The organism is Hyphomonas sp. TMED31 (assembly GCF_002172815.1).
Taxonomy (GTDB): domain Bacteria; phylum Pseudomonadota; class Alphaproteobacteria; order Caulobacterales; family Hyphomonadaceae; genus Hyphomonas; species Hyphomonas atlantica.
Genome location: NZ_NHCK01000028.1, coordinates 1 through 23,388 on the forward strand (window position 1 = coordinate 1; position 23,388 = coordinate 23,388).

Consider the following 23,388-nt stretch of genomic DNA (forward strand, 5'->3'; position numbering starts at 1 on the left):
CGTCAGCTTCACATGGCCAGCACCGGATAGGGATTCCTCATAGTCCTGACGATCCAGTACCTTGTAGGGCCCGCGGCCGTGCACGCGATGACCTTCGGTCTCGTTGCCGCTGGCCACGCCATCGACCTCGAACGGCACAATCTTTCCATCCAGAACGCAGACAATCCGCTGCAGCGGGCGCACCCAGCGCAGCTCACCTGTCCCCCAGCGCATGCTCTTGGGCCAGTGGAAGCCGCGAATGATGGCGGGCACAGCCTCCGCAATGATGTCTGTCGCATCCCGGCCTGGCGTCTCGATCACGGCCACGTAGAAGTCGCCCTTTTTCGGGTCTGAGCGCACTTCAGCCTGGCTGATGTCACTGAGTCCCGCGCCGCGCAGGAAGCCCTCGACTGCCTTGTCTGGCGCGCCAACCTTGGGGCCCTTGCGTTCTTCCTTCACATCGGCAGAGCGTTCGGACAAATCATCCACAAACACGGTCAGGCGGCGCGGCCCAGACGCTGTTTCCAGCGACGCCCAGCTCAGCCCGGCCTCGCCAAGCGCCTTTTCCAGCGCCGCACCCAGGTCCTGCTCGGCCTTGGCCTGCATCCGTGCGGGAATTTCCTCTGAGAAGAGTTCGAGAATCAGGTCTGCCATGAAGGGGTCCAGCCAGTAACTACAAGCTTGCACGGCATACTAGCGCGGGCGTCAGGGTCAAGCGCCAGACGTGCAGATGGGCGGATCAGTCCGCACCGAAGGTCAACTCCCACAATTGCAGGCCGCCCCCTTTCATGGAGACGAGCAGCCGCTTTCCGTCTGGCGAGAACTCAACCCAGTTCGCGCCATACATGCTGAGATCCTGCACACCCGCAAGAAAGGCTCCCGTCTCCGCGTCCCAGATCTTTCCGGACAGATCCATCGCGCTGGTCGCAACGAATTCCCCATCGGTGCTGAAGGTTGCGTTCCACAGGGGCGCTTCGTGTCCCGTCAGTTCCAGCATATTGCCGTCATCATCCCAGACNCGCGCGCTCTTGTCGGCAGAGGCTACGAGAATNCGNTCACCATTCGCGCTGAACGTGGCATAGGTCGCGGGCAATTCGCCGGATTCGACCATGCGCACCTGCTGACCTGTTTCCGCATCCCATACGCGCACCGTGCCGTCATTCGACGCCGTAACGATCTGGCTGGCATCGGCATTGTATCTGGCGGAGCGAACCGCAGCCGAATGCCCTGACAGTCGCAAAATTTCCTCGCCTGATCGAGAATTCCACACCCGAACGGTCTTGTCGTAGGAGGCCGTGACCACCCGGTCCCCGAACGGACTGTATTCCGCATAGGCGACGACATNGTCATGCCCNTCCAGAACAAGCCGGGCTTCATCGCCCAGCGCGCTCCAGATGCGNGCCGTGCCGTCTTCAGACGCCGTGATGAGGCGCTCTTCATTTGGGCTGAACCGCACAGTCAGGACCGGCGCGGTATGGCCGTTCAGTTCGGTCGACTGGCCATAAAGGCTTGGCGTCATNCCGACGATCCAGAGACGCGCGGTGTGATCTGCTGAGGCACTCGCCACGAACCGACCGCTCGGGCTGTAGTCCACACCGTAGACTTCATCCGTGTGGCCGCTCAGGTCTCCGAACCAGGACACCGACTTCAACTGCAATCGCGTGCGGGCGCAGGGCGGATTGGCGAGATTTCGGCGCGCCACCTCGGCAAATTTCCCGTCAGGATACTTCTCAAGGTGCCGCGCATATTTGGTACAGGGATCAACCGCCGTGTAGCCGACGCTGGAAATCTCNACCCAGTCGACCGTTTCCTGATCNAGGGCGACATCGGTGCGNCATTCACCCGCGAAGCANTAATCCAGTGACACGTCCGAGTAGATGGCCGGGCGCTGCTCATNATTGATACTCGACGCNAGCACGGCAACTTCGCTGCGCGTCTCGTCGACGCTACGCAGAAGTGGAGTCTCCGGGTCGCCAAGGCGCGGCAACAGGCTGCGCGTGAAGACCGAATAGGGCGAGTCATCCTCCGGCCCCAGCCGGTCCAGCGCCTTCTGCCGGGCGCCCGCCGCATAGACAACGAGTGTGCCCGGCACGATCTCCAGCCGCGACAGGCCTCGCGTTACGCTGCGCGTACCCGTGTCGAAGGGATTGTCCCGGCAGGCATCGATGATGGCGAACAACAGGCCGGGCCTTCGCGCCTTGATCTCTGCCAGCACGTCATTCGACAAAGACACCGTCTGNCGGCGNAGCGCGAACTCTGATGATTCCAGCGGGGCATCCNTCAGGGCAAGGAAATTGTCAGCGCCGTNCGACCAGCCATGCCCGGAAAAGATAAAGGCAACTTCATCCCCCGGCTCTATGGATTGAAGGAAACCATCCAACGCCTCCAGAAACTCTATCGTACCCGGATCGATCAGGCGGGTGACCTCAAAGCCCAGCTGCCCCTCGAAAGCCTCGGAATATCCGGTCGCGTCGCCAGTTGTTTTCTGNAGGTCGGGCAGNTGCTCATAATCNCCNACGCCGATGATCAAGGCGCGTTTGGTCTTGGCATCAGCGCCGAGCGCGACGCCCAGAAACATCAGGCAAATCAATATCCCGCGAAACATGACGCGTCCTCCCACGGGAGAAACTCTACTCCCACGGGCCGCAATGGACAAATGCGCGGGTCTTCGCCCTTAGGCGCCGGCGCCTTCCTGCTCAGCCCATTGCGCTGCGGCGCCTCGGGCAAGGTCGCGAACACGGGCGATATAGGCCTGACGCTCCGTNGGGCTGATCGCGCCGCGCGCATCAATCAGGTTGAAGGTGTGACTCGCCTTCAGGGCATAGTCGTAGGCCGGCAGCGGCTTACCCGCTTCGCGCAGGGCATTTGACTGGTTCTCGCAATCTGCAAACCAGCGCTTCAGCATTTCAACATCCGAATGCTCGAAATTGAAGGCCGATTGCTGGCGCTCATTCTCGAGGAAGACATCGCCATACGTCAGCGGCACTTCGCTGTCCGGATCGTTGAATGGCAGATGATAAACATTGTCGACGCCGAACACATACATGGCGAGGCGTTCGAGACCATAGGTCAGCTCGCCGGACACCGGAAACACGTCGAGGCCGCCAACCTGCTGGAAATAGGTATACTGGCTGACTTCCATCCCGTCGCACCAGACTTCCCAACCGAGGCCCCAGGCCCCTACCGTCGGGTTCTCCCAATCATCCTCGACAAAGCGAATGTCGTGGACGGTCGGGTCAATGCCGATGGCGTACAGGCTTTCCAGATAAAGGTCCTGAAGGTTGGCCGGGTTCGGCTTCAGGATAACCTGGAACTGATAGTAATGGCCAAGCCGGTTCGGGTTCTCACCGTAGCGCGCATCCTTTGGGCGCCGGGAAGGCTGGACATAGGCGGCGCGCCACTCTTTCGGCCCAAGCGCCCGGAGAACCGTAGCGGGGTGCAACGTGCCTGCGCCGACTTCCATGTCATAGGGCTGCAGGATCGCGCAGCCTTTCTCGGCCCAGTAATTCTGGAGCGTCAGGATAAGATCCTGAAAGGATTTCGGTTTGGCATGTGCCTTTGGTGCAGTCATGGCAGAAGTCCGGATATCAATATCGTGCCGGGTTACAGCCGCGCGCGGAACGAGGCAAGCATGGGAATGCGATCAGAACGACCCACGGGATTCGTCGTGGTCATTGCTGACACCGCCGCGCCCGGTGACCAGACGATAAAAGCCGCCATGACCCAGCATCGCCACGAGCAGGCCGACTGTCAGGAAGCCAAAGAATAACAGGCCAAACATGACCATCTCCCTTTCTGCGCCCCCTCCTCATTTCGGAGCCTAACCCGCAAATGTGGCAATTCCCAGAGAAACCGGACTACCAGTCTATCGCATCGCCCTGACGGATAGCGGCGAGGCGAGCACTGGGCTGGCCATCCTCTGTGTGTGTNATCAATGGCGACAGCAAATGAACCTGCCCGCGTTTCAGCCCCTTACGTCCGCGCACGAGCACNCGNCGGGCTTCTTCATCGCGTTTCGAAGCGATCGGCAGAACCCGGATTTCACCCGTCAGTCGGTCCAGCACNGACAGGATTCTCGCCAGCTCTGCGGCCCGGTGAATAATCACGATCGGCGCCCTGGGCTTGGCAGCAAACGCCATCGCCTTGATCCAGCCGTCCAGGCTGAGGGATTCGAGGTAGGCCGCCGCCTTCTCCGCACCCGGCGCGGAAATTCGGCCCGGCTCGAAATACGGGGGGTTGGCAAACACCACGTCAAACTGGTTTTCCTTGTCACGCACCCATTCTGCGGCATTTCCGGTTTCGATGTTCACGCGATCCTGAAACCCGTTCGCGGTCACCGACTGGCTGGCGAGCGCCGTCATGCCGGCATCGATATCGACACCCGTTAGCTGCATGGACGACAATCGGTAGGCCGCCGTGAGCAGCGCCCCGCCACATCCGCACCCGATTTCGAGAGCTGACCCATTCAGTTTTTCCGGGAGGGCCGCTGCGAGCACGAGCGAATCCGTGCTGGCCCGAAACCCTTTCTCGGGTTGGAACAATTTTACCCGTCCCTGGTATAGCGTGTCTTCTGTGACCCCCGGCACTAGCCCGGTTCGACTTCTGCCAGGGCGGTTTGCGCCGCGGCCGCCAGATCATCCGCAACCATTACGCGNCGGGGAAATGCACCGATATTCCCTTCAACNGCCGATATATGCTGGTCCGCGATAAAATACTGAACACCAGCTTCCTGAAGCAGATGNTCAATNAAGCTCAGCTTGACGAGGTCATTGGTACGAAAGACTTCCTTCATTCAGTCACCGTCCCGCGCAGATTTATGTCCACCGACCGCGCATCATAGGCGTTTGGTCGATCGGGCTTTTCGCCCGTGCCCGTCAGGATTTCCAGGACTTCGGTGACGGCTGGGCCGCTCCCGCCTCCAAGGGGGAAGCCAATCCCGACGCCTACGCCGACACCGCTGCTGCGGCCATAGGAACCAGAAGACCCTCCTATGGACACGCTGGAACCGGTCCGTCGGCCATCTGCCGATTGCTCGGTGTAGCTGTTGACGATTTCGAACCAGTCAGCACCTTCCTGAAGCGTCAGCTCGGCCGCGCGCAGCAAAGCCCGATCACGGGCTCGAGAGGCATCGGAATCAGTATAGGAAACCTGATACCGACCGGTTTCGATCTGCTGGCTGGAATACCCCATCTTCCCAGTGCCCGAAGCGGGCCCATAGGACTGGGTTGACGTGCATGCGGCAAGCATCGCTGCCGCAACGATCATTACATACGGCTTCATGAGTCAGACCTTTCCCGGTTTTTTCCTGTTTGGCAAATAGATAGCTTATCCAACGACCTGATCTGGGTCTGGTTGCGCCACAACTTCTGATATAGATGCGTCCGGGTGACACGGCGCGCTTGATGCGAACGTCTCGTAAGACTATTTCCCATTCCGACAGAGAAATGACGGGAGCCCNTGAACAACGTGACCCTTTCGCCAAAACCAAGAGGCAAAGAGGCCATCGGTTCCATTGTGGATCGCATGCAATCATTGGTCGCCGACGATCTTGCCCAGGTCGAGCACCTACTTGCGACTCGCGCCGCCAGCCCGATCTCCGTGATTCCCGACCTGTCCGGCTATATCGTGTCGGCAGGCGGAAAGCGCCTGCGCCCTCTCATCACTCTCATTTCGGCCTACGCTGTCGGCAAACCGAATACGGCAACGCACGCGCTGGCCGCTGCGGTGGAGTTCATCCACACGGCCACCCTTCTCCATGATGACGTGGTGGATGAAAGCGATTTGCGCCGGGGCAAGCCTGCTGCAAAGGCCATCTGGGGCAACAAGGCATCGATTCTCGTGGGAGACTTCCTGTTTGCCCGCGCGTTCAACCTGCTTGTTGAAACCAACAGCCTGGAAATCCTGAATCGTCTCGCCACGGCCTCGACCATCATTGCCGAAGGTGAAGTACGCCAGCTGGCAGCGATGCAAGCCCGTGACCTGCCGACAGAAGACTATCTCGCAATCATCGAAGCAAAGACCGGCGCCCTGTTCGAAGCGGCTGCTGAGACCGGCGCAATGTCTGCGGGCAGTGACGAACACGCGCATGCGCTGGCGACATATGGCAAAAATCTGGGCCTCGCATTCCAGATCGTCGACGACGCGCTGGATTATGGCGGAACGACATCCGTTATTGGCAAGTCCGTCGGCGACGACTTCCGCGAGTGCAAGATCACCCTGCCCGTGATCATCGCGAAGCGTCGCGGTTCTGATGAAGACCGCCTGTTCTGGGACCGGGCCATGAATCCGGAAACCCAGCAGGACGCAGATCTGGCCCATGCAGTTCACNTGATCCGCGCCACGGGAGCAGCAGAAGCTACCATACAAGAAGCTGAAGCCTACGCCGCACTCGCAAAAGGCGCGCTGAGGTCTCTGGAAAGTTCACCATACCGTTCAGCGCTGGAAGACCTTGCAGATTTCTGCGTCAGCCGCGCCTACTGAACCGGTCGGGACCGTTCCAGCCACCAGAATGCCGAGCCGATGGCAGCGAGCGCAGCCAGCGCAACAAATTGCAACNTCGGAAAACCATCCGGCGACGCCTCTGCTNCACCGAAGAGCGTCACAACGCCCATCACANCGCAAATCAGCGACATGGCCCACCAGAATGCCGCTACGCTGATGTGGCCCCACCCCCGTGCGATCAGTCGCTGATAGGCATGATCGGTATGCGCCTGAAGCACATTGCGCCCCTTCAGACTGCGCCAGGCCAGCGTGAGAATAACATCAATGAGGAACGGCAAGGCCAACGTCACTCCAAGAAGAGCCGTGCGTACGCCGTCCATGCTGACGTCGAGATGGTACACGGCCATAAGACCAAACAGGCCCCCTGTGCCGAGTGATCCGCAGTCGCCGGCATAGAGAACCCCGCGCAAATTCCAGGCGAGGAATCCGAGCACTGCGCCAAAGAACGCAAATTGCGCGACGATAGCGAACTCGCCCAACGGGTCTGGAACACAATTGCCGAGACAGAGCATCAAAATCGCATAGAGTGGGAACAGCCCAACAGTCATGACTGCTGACGTGCCCAAAGCCAGTCCATTGGCACCGTCCATGAAATTCACGGCATTCGTAATCACGATCAGCCAGAGCACCACGCCGAGCCCGATCAGCCATGCCCACGGCTCGCCTGACAGGAAAAACGGCAGGGCCGCCGCGANGGCCCAAACGATCAGAAGAACCAGTTTCACCTTGGCAGACAGCCCAAGCCAATCATCAAGAAAACCGATTATCCAGGGGGCCAACACAAGCACGATCGCACCGCCAAGGGATGCCGGTGAAGCTCCGTTCAACAGGTCCACATCTGACGTGAGCATAAAGGCCGCGAAGGCCAAAATTAGAGCGCCAAGAATGCCGAGGCCACCGGTGCGTGGGACGGGCNCTTTTTGCTGTTTGCGGCCACCATCCGGCGCGTCGAGCAAAGGGAGTTTCCGAGCCACGCCGCAGAGGACAAATGAGATCAATGCGGCGCCAAGAGACAGGTAGGTGACCGTCACGCGGCATCCCCCAGTNCCGTCGCCCGAACCCACCAGTCGGGATACGTCGCAGCAATATCTTCCGCTGCAACGTCCGCGGCATCTCGCGTGTCGAACAGGGCAAAGCAGGTCGCGCCCGATCCGCTCATCCGCGCAAGGCGCGCCTGCGGAAGTTCCGACATGGCTGCCAGAACTTTTCCAATNACTGGAACAAGGTCGATTGCCACGGGCTCCAGATCATTTCGCTGGGATTCAAGCCAGTCGATCATCGTGGTCGCGGTTTCGAACCGGGGAATGCGGGCCAACTCGGAGAAACCAGCGCCTGCACCTGCTGCGTCAAAAGCTTTAAACACCGCACCNGTCGGGCAATCCACGCCGGGGTTCACCAGAACTGCCGGGAGGGTCGGNANNNCNTCCTGAACAAGAACGCGCTCGCCTTCGCCCTGCATCAGAGCNGNGCGTCNAGTCAAAGCCACCGGAACATCTCCCCCCAGCGGCACAGCCACCTGNTGAACAAGGTCGGCATCAAGCGACCAGAGGTCCCGCANCAATCGAAGNGTTGCCCCGGCATCCGCCGATCCGCCACCNATCCCGGCGGCCACGGGCAAGTGCTTGTCCAAGGTCAGGGCAGCNCCGCGCANTTTCCCGCTGGCTTCAAGCAGGGCATTCGCTGCGCGAAGCACCAGATTGCGCTCATCGATCTCAAGCCCTGCGGACCGAGGGCCCGTAACATTCAAGGTCAATTTGTCTGCGGTCTCCACGCTCACCCGATCTGCGGCTTCAGGACCGGCAAACATGACAAGCGAATCGAGAGGGTGGCGCCCGTTCGCCTGAACCTCACCGACATGCAGGAAAAGATTGACCTTGGCGGGGGCAAGCGTTGTTGGCATTCGATCTGTTGGCGTTCTATCGTGGTTGGAGGGGGAGAAGCATCGAGCCCTTGTCGGATTCTGCCTGCTTCACCACCGGCTCAAGCGGACCTGCAGTCAGTTTCGCTTCAATGACGTCCCGCTGCTCAGCGGCAGGATCAAGCGACAAGGTACGCCGCCACTGGAACTTTGCTTCCAGCTTGCGGCCCGCTTGCCAATAGGCGTCTCCGAGATGGTCGTTCAGCACTGGATCACCCGGCTCTAGCTCCACGGCCCGCTCCAGATGTTCGACAGCCAGGTCATAGTTGCCCAGCCGATAGTGAGCCCAGCCGAGACTGTCGATGATGTGACCGGAATTTGGTGCCTGCTCGGCAGCGCGCTGGATCATGTTCATGGCCTGATCAAGATTTTCGCCCCGATCCACATAGAGATAGCCAACATAGTTGAGCAAAGACGGATCGTCGGGCTGCAGGGCAAGTGCCTTCAGCAAATCCTGTTCGGCCTGATGCCACTTTCCCAGAGATTCACGAGACGCGCCGCGCGCAAAGAACAGTCGCCAGTCTTCTCGCCCCTGTCGTGCATCGTCGCTTATTGTGCGAGTGAGGAGACGATCTGCCGCCTCCTGTCGCCCGAGCGTGCGATAGAGATCAGCGATCTGGACCTTGAGGCCACGATCCGACGAATTCTCCAGGGCATCCTGAGCAACAGCAAGTGCGGATTGATCGCGCCCGCTATTGTGCAGGGCCCAGGCGATCTGGCCGCGAGACGTACCGTAAAAGGCTGAACTCTCCGGAATGCGCACGAGGACTGAAATGGCCTCTTCCCATCGTTCTGCATTTGCGAGCGACTGGGCCCAGAGTGATCGGGCCACATGGAGATCCGGGTCCAGTGCCAGCGCGAGAACGAAATAGACTGCCGAGACGTCATCATCAGTCTGGCTCATCAGCGCCGCCGCAGGCACGTAGATCGCCAGCGCAGCGCCCTCTTCCGGCTTCAGTCGGCGAACCTTGATCTTGTCTCCGCGCTCAATCGCTTCATGAAGACGCGCAATAGCGGCGTTGTGGCCAATTTCCCGGTCAAATTCAGAAAGCATCGCCAACGCTTCGGCGCGCTGTCCTCGATAGGCCAGAAGTTGCGCATGCGCTTCGACACCGACCGCCAGCCTCGACCCTGTTTCCCAAAGCGACTCAAACACGGCAAGCGCCTGATCATCATTGCCGGCTGACAATTCAATCAGGCCCATCATGTAGAGCGCAGCGCTATCCAGTCGCGGGTCTCCGCTCAAACCGTCTTCCAGGTAGCGAACCGCCGCGCCGGTTCCTTCCGATTCCACCACGCGCCAGGCAGAAAGACCGCGCGCGATCATACGATTGAACGGGCCAAACCGGCTCTGCTCCAGCATGGTTTGCGCATCGGCATCCCTGCCTCGTCGCAAGGCATCAACCGCCAGAGTAAGCCGTACCAGAGCTGCGTCACTGCCAAGCAGATTGGCCCGCTGGGCGACACGCACGCCTTCCGGATATTCACCGGAAAGAAGTGACGCGAACAAGGCCCGGTCCGCGATACCGGATTTCTCCGGCGCAGTATCAATCGCGGATGCATAACGCTCCGCCGCCATCTGGGGATCGTTCGTCATCGCCGCAAAGCGAGCAATCAGGAAATCGCTATAGGCTTTTGCTTCGTCGGGCCGGGCATCCTTGATCAAAGACGAGTCGAAAGGCGAATGGCCACCCATGCTCGCGCAAGCCGTCGAAACCGCCAGAACTGTAGATGCCGCAAGGAAACGAAACAAATTCATCCTGCAAGCTTCTCAGCTACAACGCCACGCCGCAAGGAGATTCACCCGTTGGCCTCTTGCCCGGCCATCAGAATGTCCTGCTTGTCAAAGAAACGGTCGATGCCGCGTTTCACAGCGCTCATGGCCTTGCGAATGCCCTGTTCGGATTGAAGGCGCTTGGCATCTTCCCTGTTCGTCAGGAAGCCCATCTCCAACAGAACTGCTGGCACATCAGGGGCGAGCAGTACGTAAAAGCCAGCCTCGCGGTGGGTATTCCGCAGGACTGGTCCTGATTTCTCCAGTTCCGGCAATAGCATCTCCGCGAATTCGGAAGAGCGCGTCTTGGTCTCGCGCTTGACCAGGTCTTCGAGGATGCTGCTCACGCGTTGGGGCGCGCCGTCTTCCAGAGGAATTCGCCAATTGTTGCGATTGGCTTCCTTGTCGATCCGGCGTTCGCCGCTGGCGCTGATCGTGTAGACAGATGCGCCTGACACCGTCCGGCTGCCCGCTGCATCCGCATGCAGCGAAATGAACAGGTTCGCGCCCCAGTCGCGCGCCATGCTGACCCGCACTTCATGATCCACATAGACATCCGTGTCTCGGGTCAGGCGCACCGTGTAGCGCGGGTCGGACTCGAGAATTTTCTTGAGCGTGAGGGCGGCGCGGAGCGTGATGTCCTTTTCCCTGCCACCGGTTATCGCCATCGCGCCGGGGTCCTTGCCCCCATGCCCGGCATCAATGACCACCGTATAGGTCTTCTCGGAGACGCGGCGGGATGCTGGCAATGGAGCATCGGGACGCAATGCCGCGAGTTCAGCGGCCAGTTCGCTCTTGCGCCGGTTGTCCTGATAGGATGCGAGCTTGCGCATATCGCGTTTGGCCACGCTGCTGAAGCGGGCATCCGAAACGGCCTGAAGGTCGATAATGATTCGATGTGAAGGCTCATTCCCGGCCGGAGGCAGTGCCAGGACGCGCGCAACCATCAATGGGCGATCAAGGGCGAAACTAAGTGTGCCTTCGGAAAGCGCCCAGGTCGCGACACCGCCGCGACCATCCCCGGCAGCAGGTGTTACATCCCCCTGAATCGGAACGATCAGGCTGCGCGCTTCACCTGATTGTGCGAGGAATGCACGTCCTTCCTGCTCACTATCGGCCCAAACGGTGATTCGCGTTGGCTCGCCATTGCCGACGACTTGCACGCGGCTGATATCGGCCGAAGCGGCAAATCCCCCACCCGCAAAGGCGATCACAAGGAAAACAAGGCGTAAAAGCGTCATCAGGAATCCACATTGTCCGGATTGAAGGCACTTCCTATCAGACCGTTTATTAACCCAGCATTGACCATAGGATACGTATTACACAGCCTCAGCGTCCTTTTTGGTCTTTTCTTGAGAGTCAAAATTGGGCAGTATCAGACGGTAGTAGCCAATCAGGCCTACCAAGCAAGTTTCCCAACGTCGCGACAGCGATCCCGGCTTCACCGAAAAGGCAAGCGGGCGCCGCGCTCCGGAAAGCAGAGAATATGTACGCGGGTGCAGTAGTCAAAACCGGTTTTCCTGTACTGCCCAAGGGGCAGTCGGGCCGGTGTGACCGCATCCTCCCCTTAAATTTCCAGTCCGGCCCTGCGGCTGGCTCAAGGCGCCATGTCGCGTCCAGAGCTGCTGCGCCGGCTCACAAGGTTCCTTTACATGAGCAAACTCATGCTAATCGACGCCGCGCATACGGAAGAGACCCGTGTCGCGATCGTCAACAATGGTCAGGTGGACGACTTTGACTTTGAAACCACCGGCAATGAACAACTTCGAGGAAATATCTATCTAGCAAAAGTCACGCGTGTAGAGCCGTCTCTACAGGCCGCTTTTGTTGAATATGGTGGCAATCGCCACGGCTTTCTCGCCTTCAGCGAGATCCACCCCGACTATTACCAATTGCCAGCGGAAGATCGCGAGGCCCTTCTGAAAGAGGCCGCGGAAGAAGCTGCGGCGCAAATCGACGACGAAGACGATGATGACGATGGCGACGCAACAGACGCCGACGATTCAGACTTCGACGAATCGGAAAACGACGCCGACGACGAGTCTGACGACTCGGATAACTCTGAAGACGAGAATGGCGAGGCGAAAGCCGAAGCTGCGCCGCGCCGCAAGAAGGCCAGCCGCGCGTCCATTTCCAAGCGCTACAAGATCCAGGAAGTCATTCGCCGTCGTCAGGTGATGCTGGTTCAGGTCGTCAAGGAAGAACGCGGCAACAAGGGCGCGGCGCTCACGACTTACCTGTCCCTCGCCGGACGCTATTCCGTTCTGATGCCAAACACACCGCGCGGAGGCGGTATTTCCCGCAAGATCGTGAATGGCGCAGACCGCAAGCGCCTGAAATCCATCGTATCCGAGCTGGACGTGCCGGAAGGCATGGGCCTGATCGTCCGCACGGCTGGCGCCAAGCGCACCAAGGGCGAGATCAAGCGTGACTACGAATACCTCTCGAAACTCTGGGAAACCATTGTTGAGAAGACGCTGACCTCTGAAGCCCCGATGCTGATCAACGCCGAAGGCGGACTGGTCCACCGAGCCATGCGGGACATGTTCGACAAGGAGATCGAGGAAGTTCTGGTTCAGGGCGAAGACGCCTATCGCGAAGCGAAAGATCTCGCCAAGCTGATCATGCCGAGCCAGTCTAAGAAGGTTCAGCAATGGAAGGAAGAAGATCCGCTCTTCGTGGCCGAAGCCGTCGAGCAGCAGCTTGATTCCATCTACTCCCCGACCGTACAGCTGAAATCCGGCGGATATCTCGTCATCAACCAGACCGAAGCACTGGTGGCGATTGACGTGAACTCCGGCAAGGCCACACGCGAACGCAACATCGAACAGACAGCCCTGCGCACCAATCTGGAAGCCGCAGAGGAAGCCTGCCGTCAGATGCGCCTGCGCGATCTGGCTGGTCTCGTCGTGATCGACTTCATCGACATGGACGAGAACAAGAACAATCGCGCCGTCGAGAAAAAGCTGAAAGAACACCTGAAGGTAGACCGCGCCCGCGTACAGCATGGCCGGATCTCGCAATTCGGCCTGATGGAAATTTCCCGTCAGCGGCGTCGTCAGGGTGTGCTGCAGGCAACCTCCGATCCGTGTGAGGCGTGTAACGGCACAGGCCGTCGCCGCTCCATTCCGTCAGCGGCATTGCAGCTGATCCGGGCCATCGAAGCGCGCGCGTCGATGGGCGGCCTCAAGGCAATCTCCGTGAAGGCGCCAACCGATGTGGCGCTCTACCTGCTCAACAACAAGCGGGAAGCCCTGATCGAGGTGGAGCAGATGGCCGGCTTTGCCGTCTCCATCCATTCCTCCGAAGACATGCTGCCCGGCGATTTCGTCATTGATGCGGAGCGCGACCCGAACGGCAAGCCCAAGAAACGCAAGCCCCCTCGCTCCCTCGCCAAGCCGACCAAACAGGTCGTCACGGAGGAGGATGAGGACGAAGCCGACGAAGAGACGGTCGAGGCCTCCTCCGATCAGGAAGAAGAATCCGGTGGCAGCCGTCGCAAGCGACGCAGACGCCGTGGTGGTCGTGGCCGCAAACAGGATGCCGCCGAGTCCCACGATACGGAATCAAATACCGATGAGGACGACGCCAGCGACGAGGATGACGAGACATCCGACGCCTCGGCGGAGTCAGGGGACGGAGACACAGAGGATGGCGCGCCTCGCAAGCGCCGCCGCCGGGGCCGTCGCGGAGGTCGCCGGCGGCGCCGGTCTTCCGACAACCGCACCGAGGCAGCCGATGGAGCGCCAACAGATGGCGGCGCCTATCTGGACGGCCTCGCTGCGAGTGCTGCGGAAATGCTGGACGATNTTCCGCCCAGCGAAGCGAAAGTAGAGGCCGAGCCAACGCCCGCACCGGCGGAGGCCGAACAAGCGGAAGCCACCTCGGACACACCGAGTGACTCCTCCAGTGAAGCCGCAAACGAAACCTCAGGCGAAGCACCTGCTGACCAGGACGAAAAGCCCGCCAAGCCCAAGCGTCGTCGCTCCCGGTCCCGGAAGAAAGACGTTGCTGAAAGCACTGACGACGCAGCGCCCGAAGCAAGCTCTGATGAACCTGAACAGGCGGAACCTGCTGCCAGGGAAGACGCGGCGGAGCCAGTTGCTGAGGTGGTTGAACCGTCCGTAGAGGCCCCTGCTCCGGAGCCGGAAGCTGAACCTGTCATGGCAGAGCAGCCTGCCGCCACATCTGAGCCGGAGCCTGCACCGGAACCCGCCAAGAAGGCCGAACCCAAACGCACCGGCTGGTGGTCCCGCGCCAAACGCTAGGACAATCAGAGAGCTGAACAAAAAAGGCCGGAGCAGTAATGCTCCGGCCTCATAGTTTGGCGATACAGCTCTTTAGCTGAGTTACTCAGCCACCAGTGAGCCGAAATTTGGATCCGCAACGGCCTTACCAATGAGATCCTGAACTGCTGGCGTAAAGGCGTCGATTACGTTTTGGCATGCCTTCAATGCTGAATAACTCGTCTTGAAGCTGTAATCAGTTGAAACTTCGTACCCCTGAGGAAATGCATCTGAAGAAAGCTGAAGAGCGATTTTCCAAGAACCGGTTCCGAATGAGTTGAACTCCAAGTTCGTAACCTTACCATTGATTACGGATCCGTCTTTCTGATCGTAGACACCAGCCGCAAAAAGCTCGTCACGCATGGCCCCTTCGATGAATGAAACGGGCGTTTTGCCAGGCGCCACTTCTAGGGCCCCTAGCGCACGACACGTCATATCACTCTCCACGCCAGCCGCAGTCGTGAATGCACTAAGCTGCACTTTCTCTCCCCCATCAGTGAGAGCAGACTGAAAAGCCATGATATTGTCTGTAGATGGTGTGTACGGACGGCTCGAAGTGGTCTCACACGCAGCCAACGAAACAACGGCCACCGCGACCGCAACGTATTTTAGCATATATTTCCCCTGTATTCCCGCAACCAAAATTGATCGCGGGGACAAATCATTCCCGCTTTGGTTGCGGCAATCAATAGAAAAAAGGGTCAATAGTGTAATAAACACTATTGACCCTAATATTTTTTGGTTCAATTCCTTGTGGAATTCTTACGCAGCTGCTTTCTCTGCTTTTCCGGCTGGCGGGAAGCGATCGTAGAAACCTTCTCCCTTCTCGGCCATGTCGCGTAGCAGCGCTGGTGGCTCGAAGCGTTCGCCATACTTGGCCGCCAGACGATCAGCCTCGGCAACGAACTCCTTGATGCCCCAGACGAGGTCGACATAGGAGCAGCAACCGCCCGTATATGGCGCGAAGCCCCAGGCAAGGATCGAGCCAATGTCCGCATCCCGCGCATCTGTGATGACGCCTTCCTCAAAGCAGCGGGCCACTTCGATGGCCTGGCGCACGAGGAAACGGTTTTTCAGATGCTGCTTCAGGTCCGGCGGGCATTCGTCCACCTTCACTTCCAGACGGCTGTTCAGGTCGGGCCAGAGNCGTTCCGGCTTNCCCTTTTCATTNTAGTCGTANAAGCCTTTGCCCGCCTTGCGGCCGACGCGCTCCTGATCCTCGACCAGCCAAGCCAGGAATTGCGTACGGTCATCGGACTGCAGATCAATACCGGCCGCTTCAGCCGTGGCNCGCGTAACCTTCAGCGCNGTNTCGAGNCCNACNGAGTCAGACACTTCCAGCGGTCCCATCGGCATGCCGGACTGACGGCCGACATTCTCGATGATGGCCGGCTTGATGCCTTCGGCCAGCATTTCCATGCCTTCCCGCGTATACGTGCCGAAGCAGCGGGATGTGTAGAAGCCGCGGCTGTCATTGACGGCGATCGGCGTCTTGCGAATGGCAAGGACATAGTCAACTGCCTTGGCAAGCGTCGCTTCGCTCGTCTTCTCACCACTGATGATCTCAACGAGCCCCATCCGCTCGACTGGCGAGAAGAAGTGAATGCCGATGAAGTTTTCCGGGCGCTGTGAGGCTTCCGCAAGACCNGTGATCGGCAGCGTAGACGTGTTGGAGCCGAACACGGCATCCGCGTCCAGTACGTCTTCCGCCATCTTGGTGATCTTGGCCTTCAGTTCGACATTCTCGAACACGGCCTCAATGACCAGATCAGCCCCTTTGACGTCATCATAATTGTCCGTCGTCGTAATCAGGTCGAGCAGGGCATCCCCCTTTTCCTTCGACGATTTGCCGCGAGACACAGCTTTCTCGACGAGGCGACGGGAATAGTCCTTACCCTTTTCGGCATTCTCCTTGGACACGTCCACGAGAACAGTCGGGATGCCAGCTTTTGCCTGAACATAGGCGATGCCTGCCCCCATCAGACCGGCNCCGATGACAGCGATCTTCTTGAACTCTGTCTTCGGATACCCTGCCGGGCGGTTGCCGCCCTTGGACAGTTCCTGCATCGAGAGGAACAGCGAACGGATCATGGCTTTCGCTTCCGGGCGCTGCTGCGTGTTGATGAAGTAACGCGTTTCGATGCGAAGGCCTGCATCAATCGGCACCTGGATACCCTCATAGATGCAGGACAGGATGTTCTTCTGTGCCGGATAGTTGCCATAGGTCTTGGACATCAGCATTGCGTTCGACNTGGTCGCAACCTGGCCAGCCCCCGGATGACGGTGGACGACACCGCCTGGAACCTTGAAGCCTTTTTCGTCCCAAGGCGCTTTGGCGTTCGGATTAGCCTTGACCCAGGCTTTCGCCTTGTCGACGGTTTCAGCAGACGGAGCAAGTTCCTGCACCACACCCATGGCGAGCGCTTTTTCTGCATTGAAGCTTTCGCCCTGCAGGATCAGCGGTAGCGCCGCCTGGACGCCAACGAGACGCGGCAGACGCTGCGTGCCGCCAGCGCCGGGCAGAAGACCGATCTTGGCTTCCGGCAGACCGAATTGGAGTTTCGGATTGTCATTGGCCGCAACGCGGTAATGGCAGGCAAGCGCCACTTCGAGACCGCCGCCAAGGGCGAGGCCATTCAGCGCGACAGCCACCGGCTTGCCACAGGTCTCCAGCTCGCGGAGCGTCTTGTTGAGGGAGAAGCCGCGTTCGAACTGCGCCTTCTTCAGCTCCGCTTCAGACATGTCCGAGGCACTTTTGCCGCCGCCAGCATTTTCATTCATTTCGCCAAGGTCTGCCCCGGCGCAGAAGCCGCTTGGCTTGCCCGAGGACAAGACGAGCCCCTTGATAGAATCGTTTGTGGCAACCTCTTTGGAGATCGCGATGATGTCGGCGACTGCTTTTGCCGTCAGCGTATTCATGCTGCGGCCTGGCACGTCGAATGTTGCGTGCGCAATACCGTCGCTGTCGACGTCCCAACCGAATGTTTCGAGTTTCATATCGTATATTCCGTTCGTCTGTATCTTGATTAAACGCGCTCGATGATCGTGGCGGTGCCCATGCCGGCGCCGACGCACAGCGTGACGAGAGCAGTTTCCTTGCCGGAACGTTCCAGCTCGTCCACCATCGTGCCAAGGATCATGCCGCCGGTCGCGCCGAGCGGGTGACCCATTGCGATCGCGCCGCCATTCACGTTCATTTTCTCATGCGGGATGTTCAGGTTCTGCATCATCAGCAAGACGACCGATGCGAAAGCTTCGTTCAGCTCGTAGAGGTCAATGTCACCGGCCTCCATACCTGCCTTCTTCAGAACCTTCTGGGTCACATAGGTCGGTCCGGTCAGCATGATGCCAGGCTCGGAACCGATAGAGGCCATCGCGCGAACGCGGGCACGCGGCTTGAGGCCGAGGGCTTCGCCCATTTCCTTAGAGCCAAACAGCACAGCCGATGCACCATCCACAATACCGGATGAGTTACCGGCGTGGTGAACGTGATTGATGGCTTCCAGCTCCGGGTAACGCTGCTTGATGACTTCATCAAAACCCATGGCGCCCATGCCAGCAAAAGACGGGTTCAGCGCTGCCAGAGACTGCATGTCTGCGTCAGGACGCATATGTTCGTCGTGATCGAGCTGGATGCCGCCCATCTGGTCTTTCACCGGAACGATGGACTTGGCAAAGCGCCCCTCTTTCCAGGCGTTAGCTGCGCGCTTCTGGCTTTCAACAGCGAAAGCGTCCACGTCATCGCGCGAAAAACCATACTTTGTGGCGATCGTGTCAGCGCCGATGCCCTGCGGGGCAAAGTAGGTCTTCAGGGCAACTTGAGGGTCAGAAGACCATGCCCCGCCGGATGCGCCCATTGGCACGCGGCTCATGCTTTCGACCCCGCCGCCGATGGCCATGTCAGCCTCGCCGGTCATGACCTTCGCAGCGGCCATGTTGCAGGCTTCAAGNCCGGAGGCGCAGAACCGGTCAACCTGCACACCGGCTGTCGTCTCGGCATACTCGGCGTTCAGTACGGCAACGCGCGCGATGTCTGCGCCCTGCTCTCCCACCGGGCTGACGCACCCGAGCACGACNTCATCAACTTTGGAGGTGTCAAGCTCATTCCGGTCACGGATGGCCTGAAGAACTTGCGTNGCGAGGCTGAGCGAGGTGATCTCGTGCAGCGATCCGCTTTTCTTGCCTTTGCCGCGGGGCGTACGCACCGCATCGTAGATATAGGCTTCAGTCATTGGAGTAGCTCCCTTTTAAACGAATATTCAAGTGGCCGGCTTCAAAACCGGATTGAGGGTTAGACTCGCGGTGGAGCGGGCTGCTTCCTTGCCGCGGGAATCGTAGAGTTCAGCTTCGGCGAATACCATGGCCCTGCCGACATTGCGCAGGCGCGCCGAAACTTCGATCACGCCCTTGCGAACAGGGCGTAGAAAATGCGTATGCAGATCGACCGTCGAAGGCAGTTTGGTCTTGCCCGCCTTCATCCCGGCGAGCATNCCGATTGTATCATCCATCATGGCTACGAGATAGCCACCCTGAATGACGCCGGCCGGGTTACAGAATTCGGGCCGCCCTTCAAACCGCACTCGTGTCGTCAATGCCGTCATGTCAAGCGCCAGAAGTTCGAAGCCAAGCGAAGTTGATGACGGGCTGGGCGTCGGGAATACGTCACGGATGAGATGGCTGTCAGGCATGATCACCCTTCTTGCGCCCAAGTATTTCGCGCAGTTTAGCCTCGGGATCTTTCTCTTGAGAGACCATCTCAATTTCAGCGTCGGTCAGCCCGGCAGCCCGGAGCTTCTTCACCGACGACGCATAAACGCGATGCGAAGCGAACATCACCAGACCGAACACAAATGCCAACGCCGCAAGGCTCAGATGAAGGGGCAATCCCANAATTCTGGATTCCGAGTACGGTTGAAACATGGACAGGCCAAGGTTCACGGCNATCACCGCGACCGTAATGCCCAGCCATGCCAATCCGTTCTTCATCACCCTTCCCGTCTACACCTTGCCTGATCGATCCATTACAATGTTCGGGCGATCAGCATTTTCATGACTTCATTGGCACCACCATAGATGCGCTGGACGCGTGCGTCCGCATACATCTGCGCGATTGGGTACTCATCCATGTAACCAAAGCCGCCATGAAGCTGCAGGCACTCGTCGATGATCTTGCACTGCAAATCCGAGATCCAGTATTTGGACATGGACGCCGTGGATGCATCCAGCTCCTCTTTCAGAAGGCGCTCNGTACAGTGATCTGCAAACACTTTGGCGACCGTTGCCTCGGTTTTGCACTCGGCCAGTTTGAACTGCGTGTTCTGGAAGTCAAAAATGGTCTGACCNAAGGCCTTGCGTCCTTTGACATATTCCACTGTCTCGTGAATGGCCCGCTCAATCATGCCAACGCCCTGAAGGCCAATGATATGGCGCTCCTGAGGCAGTTTCTGCATCAACTGAATGAAGCCCTTACCTTCGACCTCACCCAACAGGGCGGACGCGGGCACACGGACATCATCGAAGAAAAGTTCAGACGTATCCGCCGCGTGCTGGCCGACCTTTTCAAGATTGCGTCCGCGACGAAAGCCCTCAACCTTGTCGGTCTCGACAGCGATGATCGAGATCCCCTTGGCGCCCTGCGTCGGATCTGTCTTTACGCAGAGAAGAATCAAATTCGCGGTCTGACCGTTAGAGATGAACGTCTTGGAGCCGTTGATTACGTACTCGTCTCCATCGCGTTTTGCCGTCGTCTTCATGCCTTGCAGGTCCGAGCCAGCGCCCGGCTCGGTCATTGCAATTGCAGTGACCAATTCGCCCGAGCATATACCGGGCAGCCAGCGACGCTTCTGCTCCTCTGTCCCGTAAGACACGATGTAAGGCGCGATGATGGCGTTGTGCAACGTGATGCCGAACCCGTCGACGCCTTTCCACTGCTGTTGTTCAATGATGATGGCCTCATGGCGGAAGTCACCGCCCGCGCCGCCATACTCTTCAGGAATGGACGCGCCCAACAGGCCCATCTCACCAGCCTTCTTCCAGATTTCCAGCGGAACAATGCCATCCTTGCGCCACTGCGGAACGTGCGGCACACATTCTTTCTCNAAGAANTGCCCGACGGCATCGGAGAAAATCTCGATCTCTTCGTCCTGGCGCCANGCAGCCTTTGGGACATCTAGGGGGCTGGCTTGCATTTTTTGTGTTCCTCCACTTCGCACGGCGATCGGTTGCCGCTTACGTTCACGTAAACATGTAGCGACGGAACCGCCGGATTCCCAGCCCTATCCCAACGTCAAAACGGCGGGATTTCCATGAANTATTTGTGTGATNGCGCGCAAACCTGACTCAGCANGCCNGCGCGCCATCAAAATTCCGATCCGNGCCTAGAACGCCTCAGCCGGCAGAGCCATCATCGTTTTCGCGCCGGTCTTCACCTTTGCGAGATGCGCTGCGCCATCCGGCACCATACGATCCAGGAAGTAATGGCCAGTTGCCAGCTTCTCCTCATAATAAGGATCGGCTTCAGCCTTCTTGTCCGATGCGACTTTCGCCATTTTTGCCCACATCAGTGCCAGCCCTGTCAGGCCGAAGAGATGCAGGTAATCATGGCTCGACGCGCCGGCATTGTTGAAATCGGTCATGCCGTTCTGCATCAGCCAGGTTGTCGCTTCCTGGAGCTGTCCCTTCAGGGTCGAAAGGCCCTCCGCGAATGGNGCAAGATCTGCGTCACCCTCAATCGCGCTGACAAATTCATCGACTTCGGCAAAGAAGCTGAACACNGCACGACCGCCATTGGCGGCAAGCTTGCGACCGACNAGGTCCAGCGCCTGCACGCCATTGGTGCCCTCNTAGATCAGTGTAATGCGACAATCGCGGACNTATTGCTCAAGGCCCCATTCCTGAGTGAAGCCTGATCCACCATGCAGCTGCAGCGCCTGATTGGCTTTCTCGAACCCCATATGGGTGAGGTAGGCTTTGATAACGGGTGTCAGNAGAGCCATNTAGTCGCCAGCCTTTTCGCGAACCTTTTCATCCGGCGANTTGTGCTGCAGGTCGCCCTGGAATGCGGTCCAGTAGGTCANCGCCCGTGCACCCTCGATGAAGGCCTTCTGNTCCATAAGCATNCGGCGCACATCCGGGTGCACGATGATCGGATCAGCTGGCTGCTCTGGCGCCTTCGNCCCGGTCAAGGAACGGCCTTGCAGTCGGTCTTTCGCGAAGTCGACGGCGTTCTGATAAGCGACGGAAGCCTGCGCGAGCCCCTGCAGGCCAACACCAAGGCGCGCCTCATTCATCATGACGAACATGGTGCGCATGCCCTTGTGTTCTTCGCCGACCAGCCAGCCGGTGGCGCCGTCATAATTCATGACGCAGGTCGCATTGCCGTGAATGCCCATCTTCTCTTCAAGGCCACCACAGGAACACGCATTGCGCTCACCCAGTGAACCGTCCTCGTTGACGAGGAATTTCGGNACGACAAAAAGCGACACACCCTTGATGCCCTCCGGCGCGCCTTCGATACGCGCAAGCACGAGGTGAATGATATTCTCGGTGAGATCCTGCTCGCCGCCGGAAATCCAGATCTTCTGGCCGGAAATCTTGTAGGTGCCGTCGCCCTGCGGCACNGCCTTGGTCTTCATCAGGCCGAGGTCCGTTCCGCAATGCGGCTCGGTCAAATTCATCGTACCGGCCCATTCGGCAGAGGCCATTTTCGGGCCGTACTTCGCTTTCAGCTCTTCAGATCCACCCGCCATCAGCGCCTGGAATGCGCCGTGCGTCAGGCCCGGATACATGCCGAACGCCATATTCGCGGACGAGACCATTTCCGTCCACGCAATATTGACGACATGCGGCAGGCCCTGACCGCCCATTTCAGGCTGCGCCGACAGAAGCGGCCAGCCATTCTCAACCAGCTGCTTATAGGCCTCTGGAAAGCCATCTGGCGTTTTCACACTGGCATCGTCACTGCGAACACAGCCCTGTTTGTCGCCAATTGTATTGAGTGGGAACAGGACTTCCTTGGCGAACTTGCCCCCCTCATCCAGGATCGCATTCACAAGGTCAGGCGTAGCCTCCTCGAAGCCGGGAAGGTTTGAATAGTTCTGAATCTCCAGCAGTTCCTGCAGGATGAATTGCATGTCGCGAATTGGCGCGTCGTAACGGGGCATTGTGTGCTTCCTGTAAATCCGGCGCTCGACTGGATTGCTCCCGTGCAGCGCCTGTCTAAATGATTTAACCCCACCGCGGCATCTGCTGGGTGGGGCGAGAATTGGGTTGGCTCAGATCAAACTTCGTCGAGCTGTCGGCGGGCAATCTCGTCATATGCCGCCAATTGTCGCTTATTTTCGTCAGACGGCCCGGTATTGGCGATCTGCGTTTCCAGCCAGGCAATACCCTTTCGCAGCTCGGTCAGCGCGGTATCGATATCGCCGCGCTGAATTTCCAGTTCCTTGACCTGCTTGCGGAACTTGTCGAGCGACATCCGCATCTGGGCCCGTTGCCCATCGTCCAGAACGTAGAGATCGAGAATTTCACGGATATCCGCGAGTGGCAGGCCGAGACGTTTCAGCCTGACAATGATAGTCAGCCGCGCGCGGTCCCGGTTGGAATAGACACGCGTCATCCCATCCCGCGCGGGATGGAGCATGTCNTTGTCCTCATAAAACCGGAGCGCCCGTGGCGTTACGCCGAACTCGCGAGCAAGCTCGGAAATTGTGTAGGTGCGGGAGTCCGCAGCGGAAATTTTGGAGAGCTTGTTGTTCATCATGACGCAAATCTAGATCACGGCTTACGCGAACGTCAACGTAAACTTTTATTTTCGTATCCCGTCACTCCCGCGTCTTGGCNCAAGGTTACCAAATTTACGGGTTTTCTTTACCTTTAACCTCACCTTAATCCGGCGCCTGCCATCAAAGTTCGTGAAGATGGATAAATTT

The 23,388-nt window shown here is 58.9% G+C and carries 20 protein-coding genes; 2 read left to right on the top strand and 18 right to left on the bottom strand.

Annotated elements, in window-relative coordinates:
• The 7 genes from CBB91_RS04480 to CBB91_RS04510 all read right to left on the bottom strand — a co-directional run.
• The coding region (locus tag CBB91_RS04480) for a glycine--tRNA ligase subunit beta (protein WP_273012389.1) at positions 1 to 633 on the bottom strand (633 nt) is incomplete at its 3' end.
• Between the two features lie 85 nt (positions 634 to 718).
• Positions 719 to 2,584, bottom strand: a complete 1,866-nt coding sequence (locus CBB91_RS04485; RefSeq protein WP_273012390.1) for a caspase family protein — start codon at positions 2,582 to 2,584, stop codon at positions 719 to 721.
• 69 nt (positions 2,585 to 2,653) lie between these two features.
• A complete protein-coding gene (locus tag CBB91_RS04490) occupies positions 2,654 to 3,550 on the bottom strand; it encodes a glycine--tRNA ligase subunit alpha (protein ID WP_035553106.1) in 897 nt (298 codons plus the stop codon).
• Between the two features lie 72 nt (positions 3,551 to 3,622).
• Positions 3,623 to 3,760, bottom strand: a complete 138-nt coding sequence (locus CBB91_RS04495) for a hypothetical protein (RefSeq protein ID WP_155841893.1) — start codon at positions 3,758 to 3,760, stop codon at positions 3,623 to 3,625.
• A 76-nt stretch (positions 3,761 to 3,836) separates the two neighbouring features.
• Positions 3,837 to 4,520, bottom strand: coding sequence for a methyltransferase domain-containing protein (locus tag CBB91_RS04500; RefSeq protein WP_273012392.1), 684 nt, complete (start codon positions 4,518 to 4,520; stop codon positions 3,837 to 3,839).
• Positions 4,521 to 4,564: 44 nt separating this feature from the next.
• The gene (locus tag CBB91_RS04505) at positions 4,565 to 4,771 is read right to left on the bottom strand and encodes a DUF2007 domain-containing protein (protein ID WP_273012394.1); all 207 of its coding nucleotides are present in this window, start codon (positions 4,769 to 4,771) and stop codon (positions 4,565 to 4,567) included.
• The gene (locus CBB91_RS04510; RefSeq protein WP_035553099.1) at positions 4,768 to 5,259 is read right to left on the bottom strand and encodes a hypothetical protein; all 492 of its coding nucleotides are present in this window, start codon (positions 5,257 to 5,259) and stop codon (positions 4,768 to 4,770) included. The genes CBB91_RS04505 and CBB91_RS04510 overlap by 4 nt, the downstream gene beginning before the upstream one ends.
• Before the next feature lie 186 nt (positions 5,260 to 5,445).
• On the opposite strand from CBB91_RS04510, the gene CBB91_RS04515 reads away from it, so the two are divergent.
• Positions 5,446 to 6,459, top strand: coding sequence for a polyprenyl synthetase family protein (locus CBB91_RS04515; protein ID WP_273012396.1), 1,014 nt, complete (start codon positions 5,446 to 5,448; stop codon positions 6,457 to 6,459).
• Here CBB91_RS04515 and CBB91_RS04520 read toward each other — a convergent pair.
• From CBB91_RS04520 to CBB91_RS04535, 4 genes are all read right to left on the bottom strand, one after another.
• Entirely contained in the window at positions 6,453 to 7,454 is a 1,002-nt protein-coding gene (locus tag CBB91_RS04520) for a hypothetical protein (protein ID WP_345906728.1), read from the bottom strand. The two genes, CBB91_RS04515 and CBB91_RS04520, sit on opposite strands and share 7 nt — an antisense overlap.
• A gap of 53 nt (positions 7,455 to 7,507) precedes the next feature.
• Positions 7,508 to 8,380, bottom strand: coding sequence for a 4-(cytidine 5'-diphospho)-2-C-methyl-D-erythritol kinase (locus CBB91_RS04525; RefSeq protein WP_273012400.1), 873 nt, complete (start codon positions 8,378 to 8,380; stop codon positions 7,508 to 7,510).
• 16 nt (positions 8,381 to 8,396) lie between these two features.
• The gene (locus CBB91_RS04530; protein WP_273012401.1) at positions 8,397 to 10,157 is read right to left on the bottom strand and encodes a tetratricopeptide repeat protein; all 1,761 of its coding nucleotides are present in this window, start codon (positions 10,155 to 10,157) and stop codon (positions 8,397 to 8,399) included.
• Between the two features lie 41 nt (positions 10,158 to 10,198).
• Complete coding sequence (locus CBB91_RS04535) at positions 10,199 to 11,413, bottom strand: N-acetylmuramoyl-L-alanine amidase (protein ID WP_273012403.1); 1,215 nt, start codon at positions 11,411 to 11,413, stop codon at positions 10,199 to 10,201.
• A gap of 423 nt (positions 11,414 to 11,836) precedes the next feature.
• On the opposite strand from CBB91_RS04535, the gene CBB91_RS04540 reads away from it, so the two are divergent.
• On the top strand, positions 11,837 to 14,440 hold the full coding sequence (locus tag CBB91_RS04540; protein WP_273012406.1) for a ribonuclease E/G: 2,604 nt from the start codon (positions 11,837 to 11,839) through the stop codon (positions 14,438 to 14,440).
• Between the two features lie 81 nt (positions 14,441 to 14,521).
• On the opposite strand, the gene CBB91_RS04545 is transcribed toward CBB91_RS04540, so the two are convergent.
• The 7 genes from CBB91_RS04545 to CBB91_RS04575 form a co-directional block, all read right to left on the bottom strand.
• The gene (locus CBB91_RS04545; protein ID WP_162175992.1) at positions 14,522 to 15,178 is read right to left on the bottom strand and encodes a hypothetical protein; all 657 of its coding nucleotides are present in this window, start codon (positions 15,176 to 15,178) and stop codon (positions 14,522 to 14,524) included.
• A gap of 42 nt (positions 15,179 to 15,220) precedes the next feature.
• Positions 15,221 to 17,455: a 3-hydroxyacyl-CoA dehydrogenase NAD-binding domain-containing protein gene (locus tag CBB91_RS04550; protein WP_273012408.1), complete on the bottom strand. Its 2,235-nt coding sequence runs from the start codon at positions 17,453 to 17,455 to the stop codon at positions 15,221 to 15,223.
• 29 nt (positions 17,456 to 17,484) lie between these two features.
• The gene (locus tag CBB91_RS04555; RefSeq protein WP_273012410.1) at positions 17,485 to 18,690 is read right to left on the bottom strand and encodes an acetyl-CoA C-acetyltransferase; all 1,206 of its coding nucleotides are present in this window, start codon (positions 18,688 to 18,690) and stop codon (positions 17,485 to 17,487) included.
• Between the two features lie 27 nt (positions 18,691 to 18,717).
• On the bottom strand, positions 18,718 to 19,146 hold the full coding sequence (locus CBB91_RS04560; RefSeq protein ID WP_051602758.1) for a PaaI family thioesterase: 429 nt from the start codon (positions 19,144 to 19,146) through the stop codon (positions 18,718 to 18,720).
• A gap of 333 nt (positions 19,147 to 19,479) precedes the next feature.
• Positions 19,480 to 20,646 (bottom strand): acyl-CoA dehydrogenase family protein, encoded by a 1,167-nt coding sequence (locus CBB91_RS04565; RefSeq protein ID WP_273012411.1) that lies wholly within the window; start codon positions 20,644 to 20,646, stop codon positions 19,480 to 19,482.
• Positions 20,647 to 20,835: 189 nt separating this feature from the next.
• A complete protein-coding gene (locus CBB91_RS04570) occupies positions 20,836 to 22,620 on the bottom strand; it encodes an acyl-CoA dehydrogenase C-terminal domain-containing protein (protein ID WP_273012413.1) in 1,785 nt (594 codons plus the stop codon).
• A gap of 116 nt (positions 22,621 to 22,736) precedes the next feature.
• Complete coding sequence (locus CBB91_RS04575; protein WP_272982368.1) at positions 22,737 to 23,219, bottom strand: MerR family DNA-binding transcriptional regulator; 483 nt, start codon at positions 23,217 to 23,219, stop codon at positions 22,737 to 22,739.
• Between the last annotated feature and the right edge of the window lie 169 nt (positions 23,220 to 23,388).

Coding starts and splice junctions, on each gene's coding strand:
- CBB91_RS04495 (WP_155841893.1), bottom strand. CDS start 3,760: ATGTTTGGCCTGTTATTCTTTGGCTTCCTGACAGTCGGCCTGCTCGTG.
- CBB91_RS04510 (WP_035553099.1), bottom strand. CDS start 5,259: ATGAAGCCGTATGTAATGATCGTTGCGGCAGCGATGCTTGCCGCATGC.
- CBB91_RS04530 (WP_273012401.1), bottom strand. CDS start 10,157: ATGAATTTGTTTCGTTTCCTTGCGGCATCTACAGTTCTGGCGGTTTCG.
- CBB91_RS04535 (WP_273012403.1), bottom strand. CDS start 11,413: ATGACGCTTTTACGCCTTGTTTTCCTTGTGATCGCCTTTGCGGGTGGG.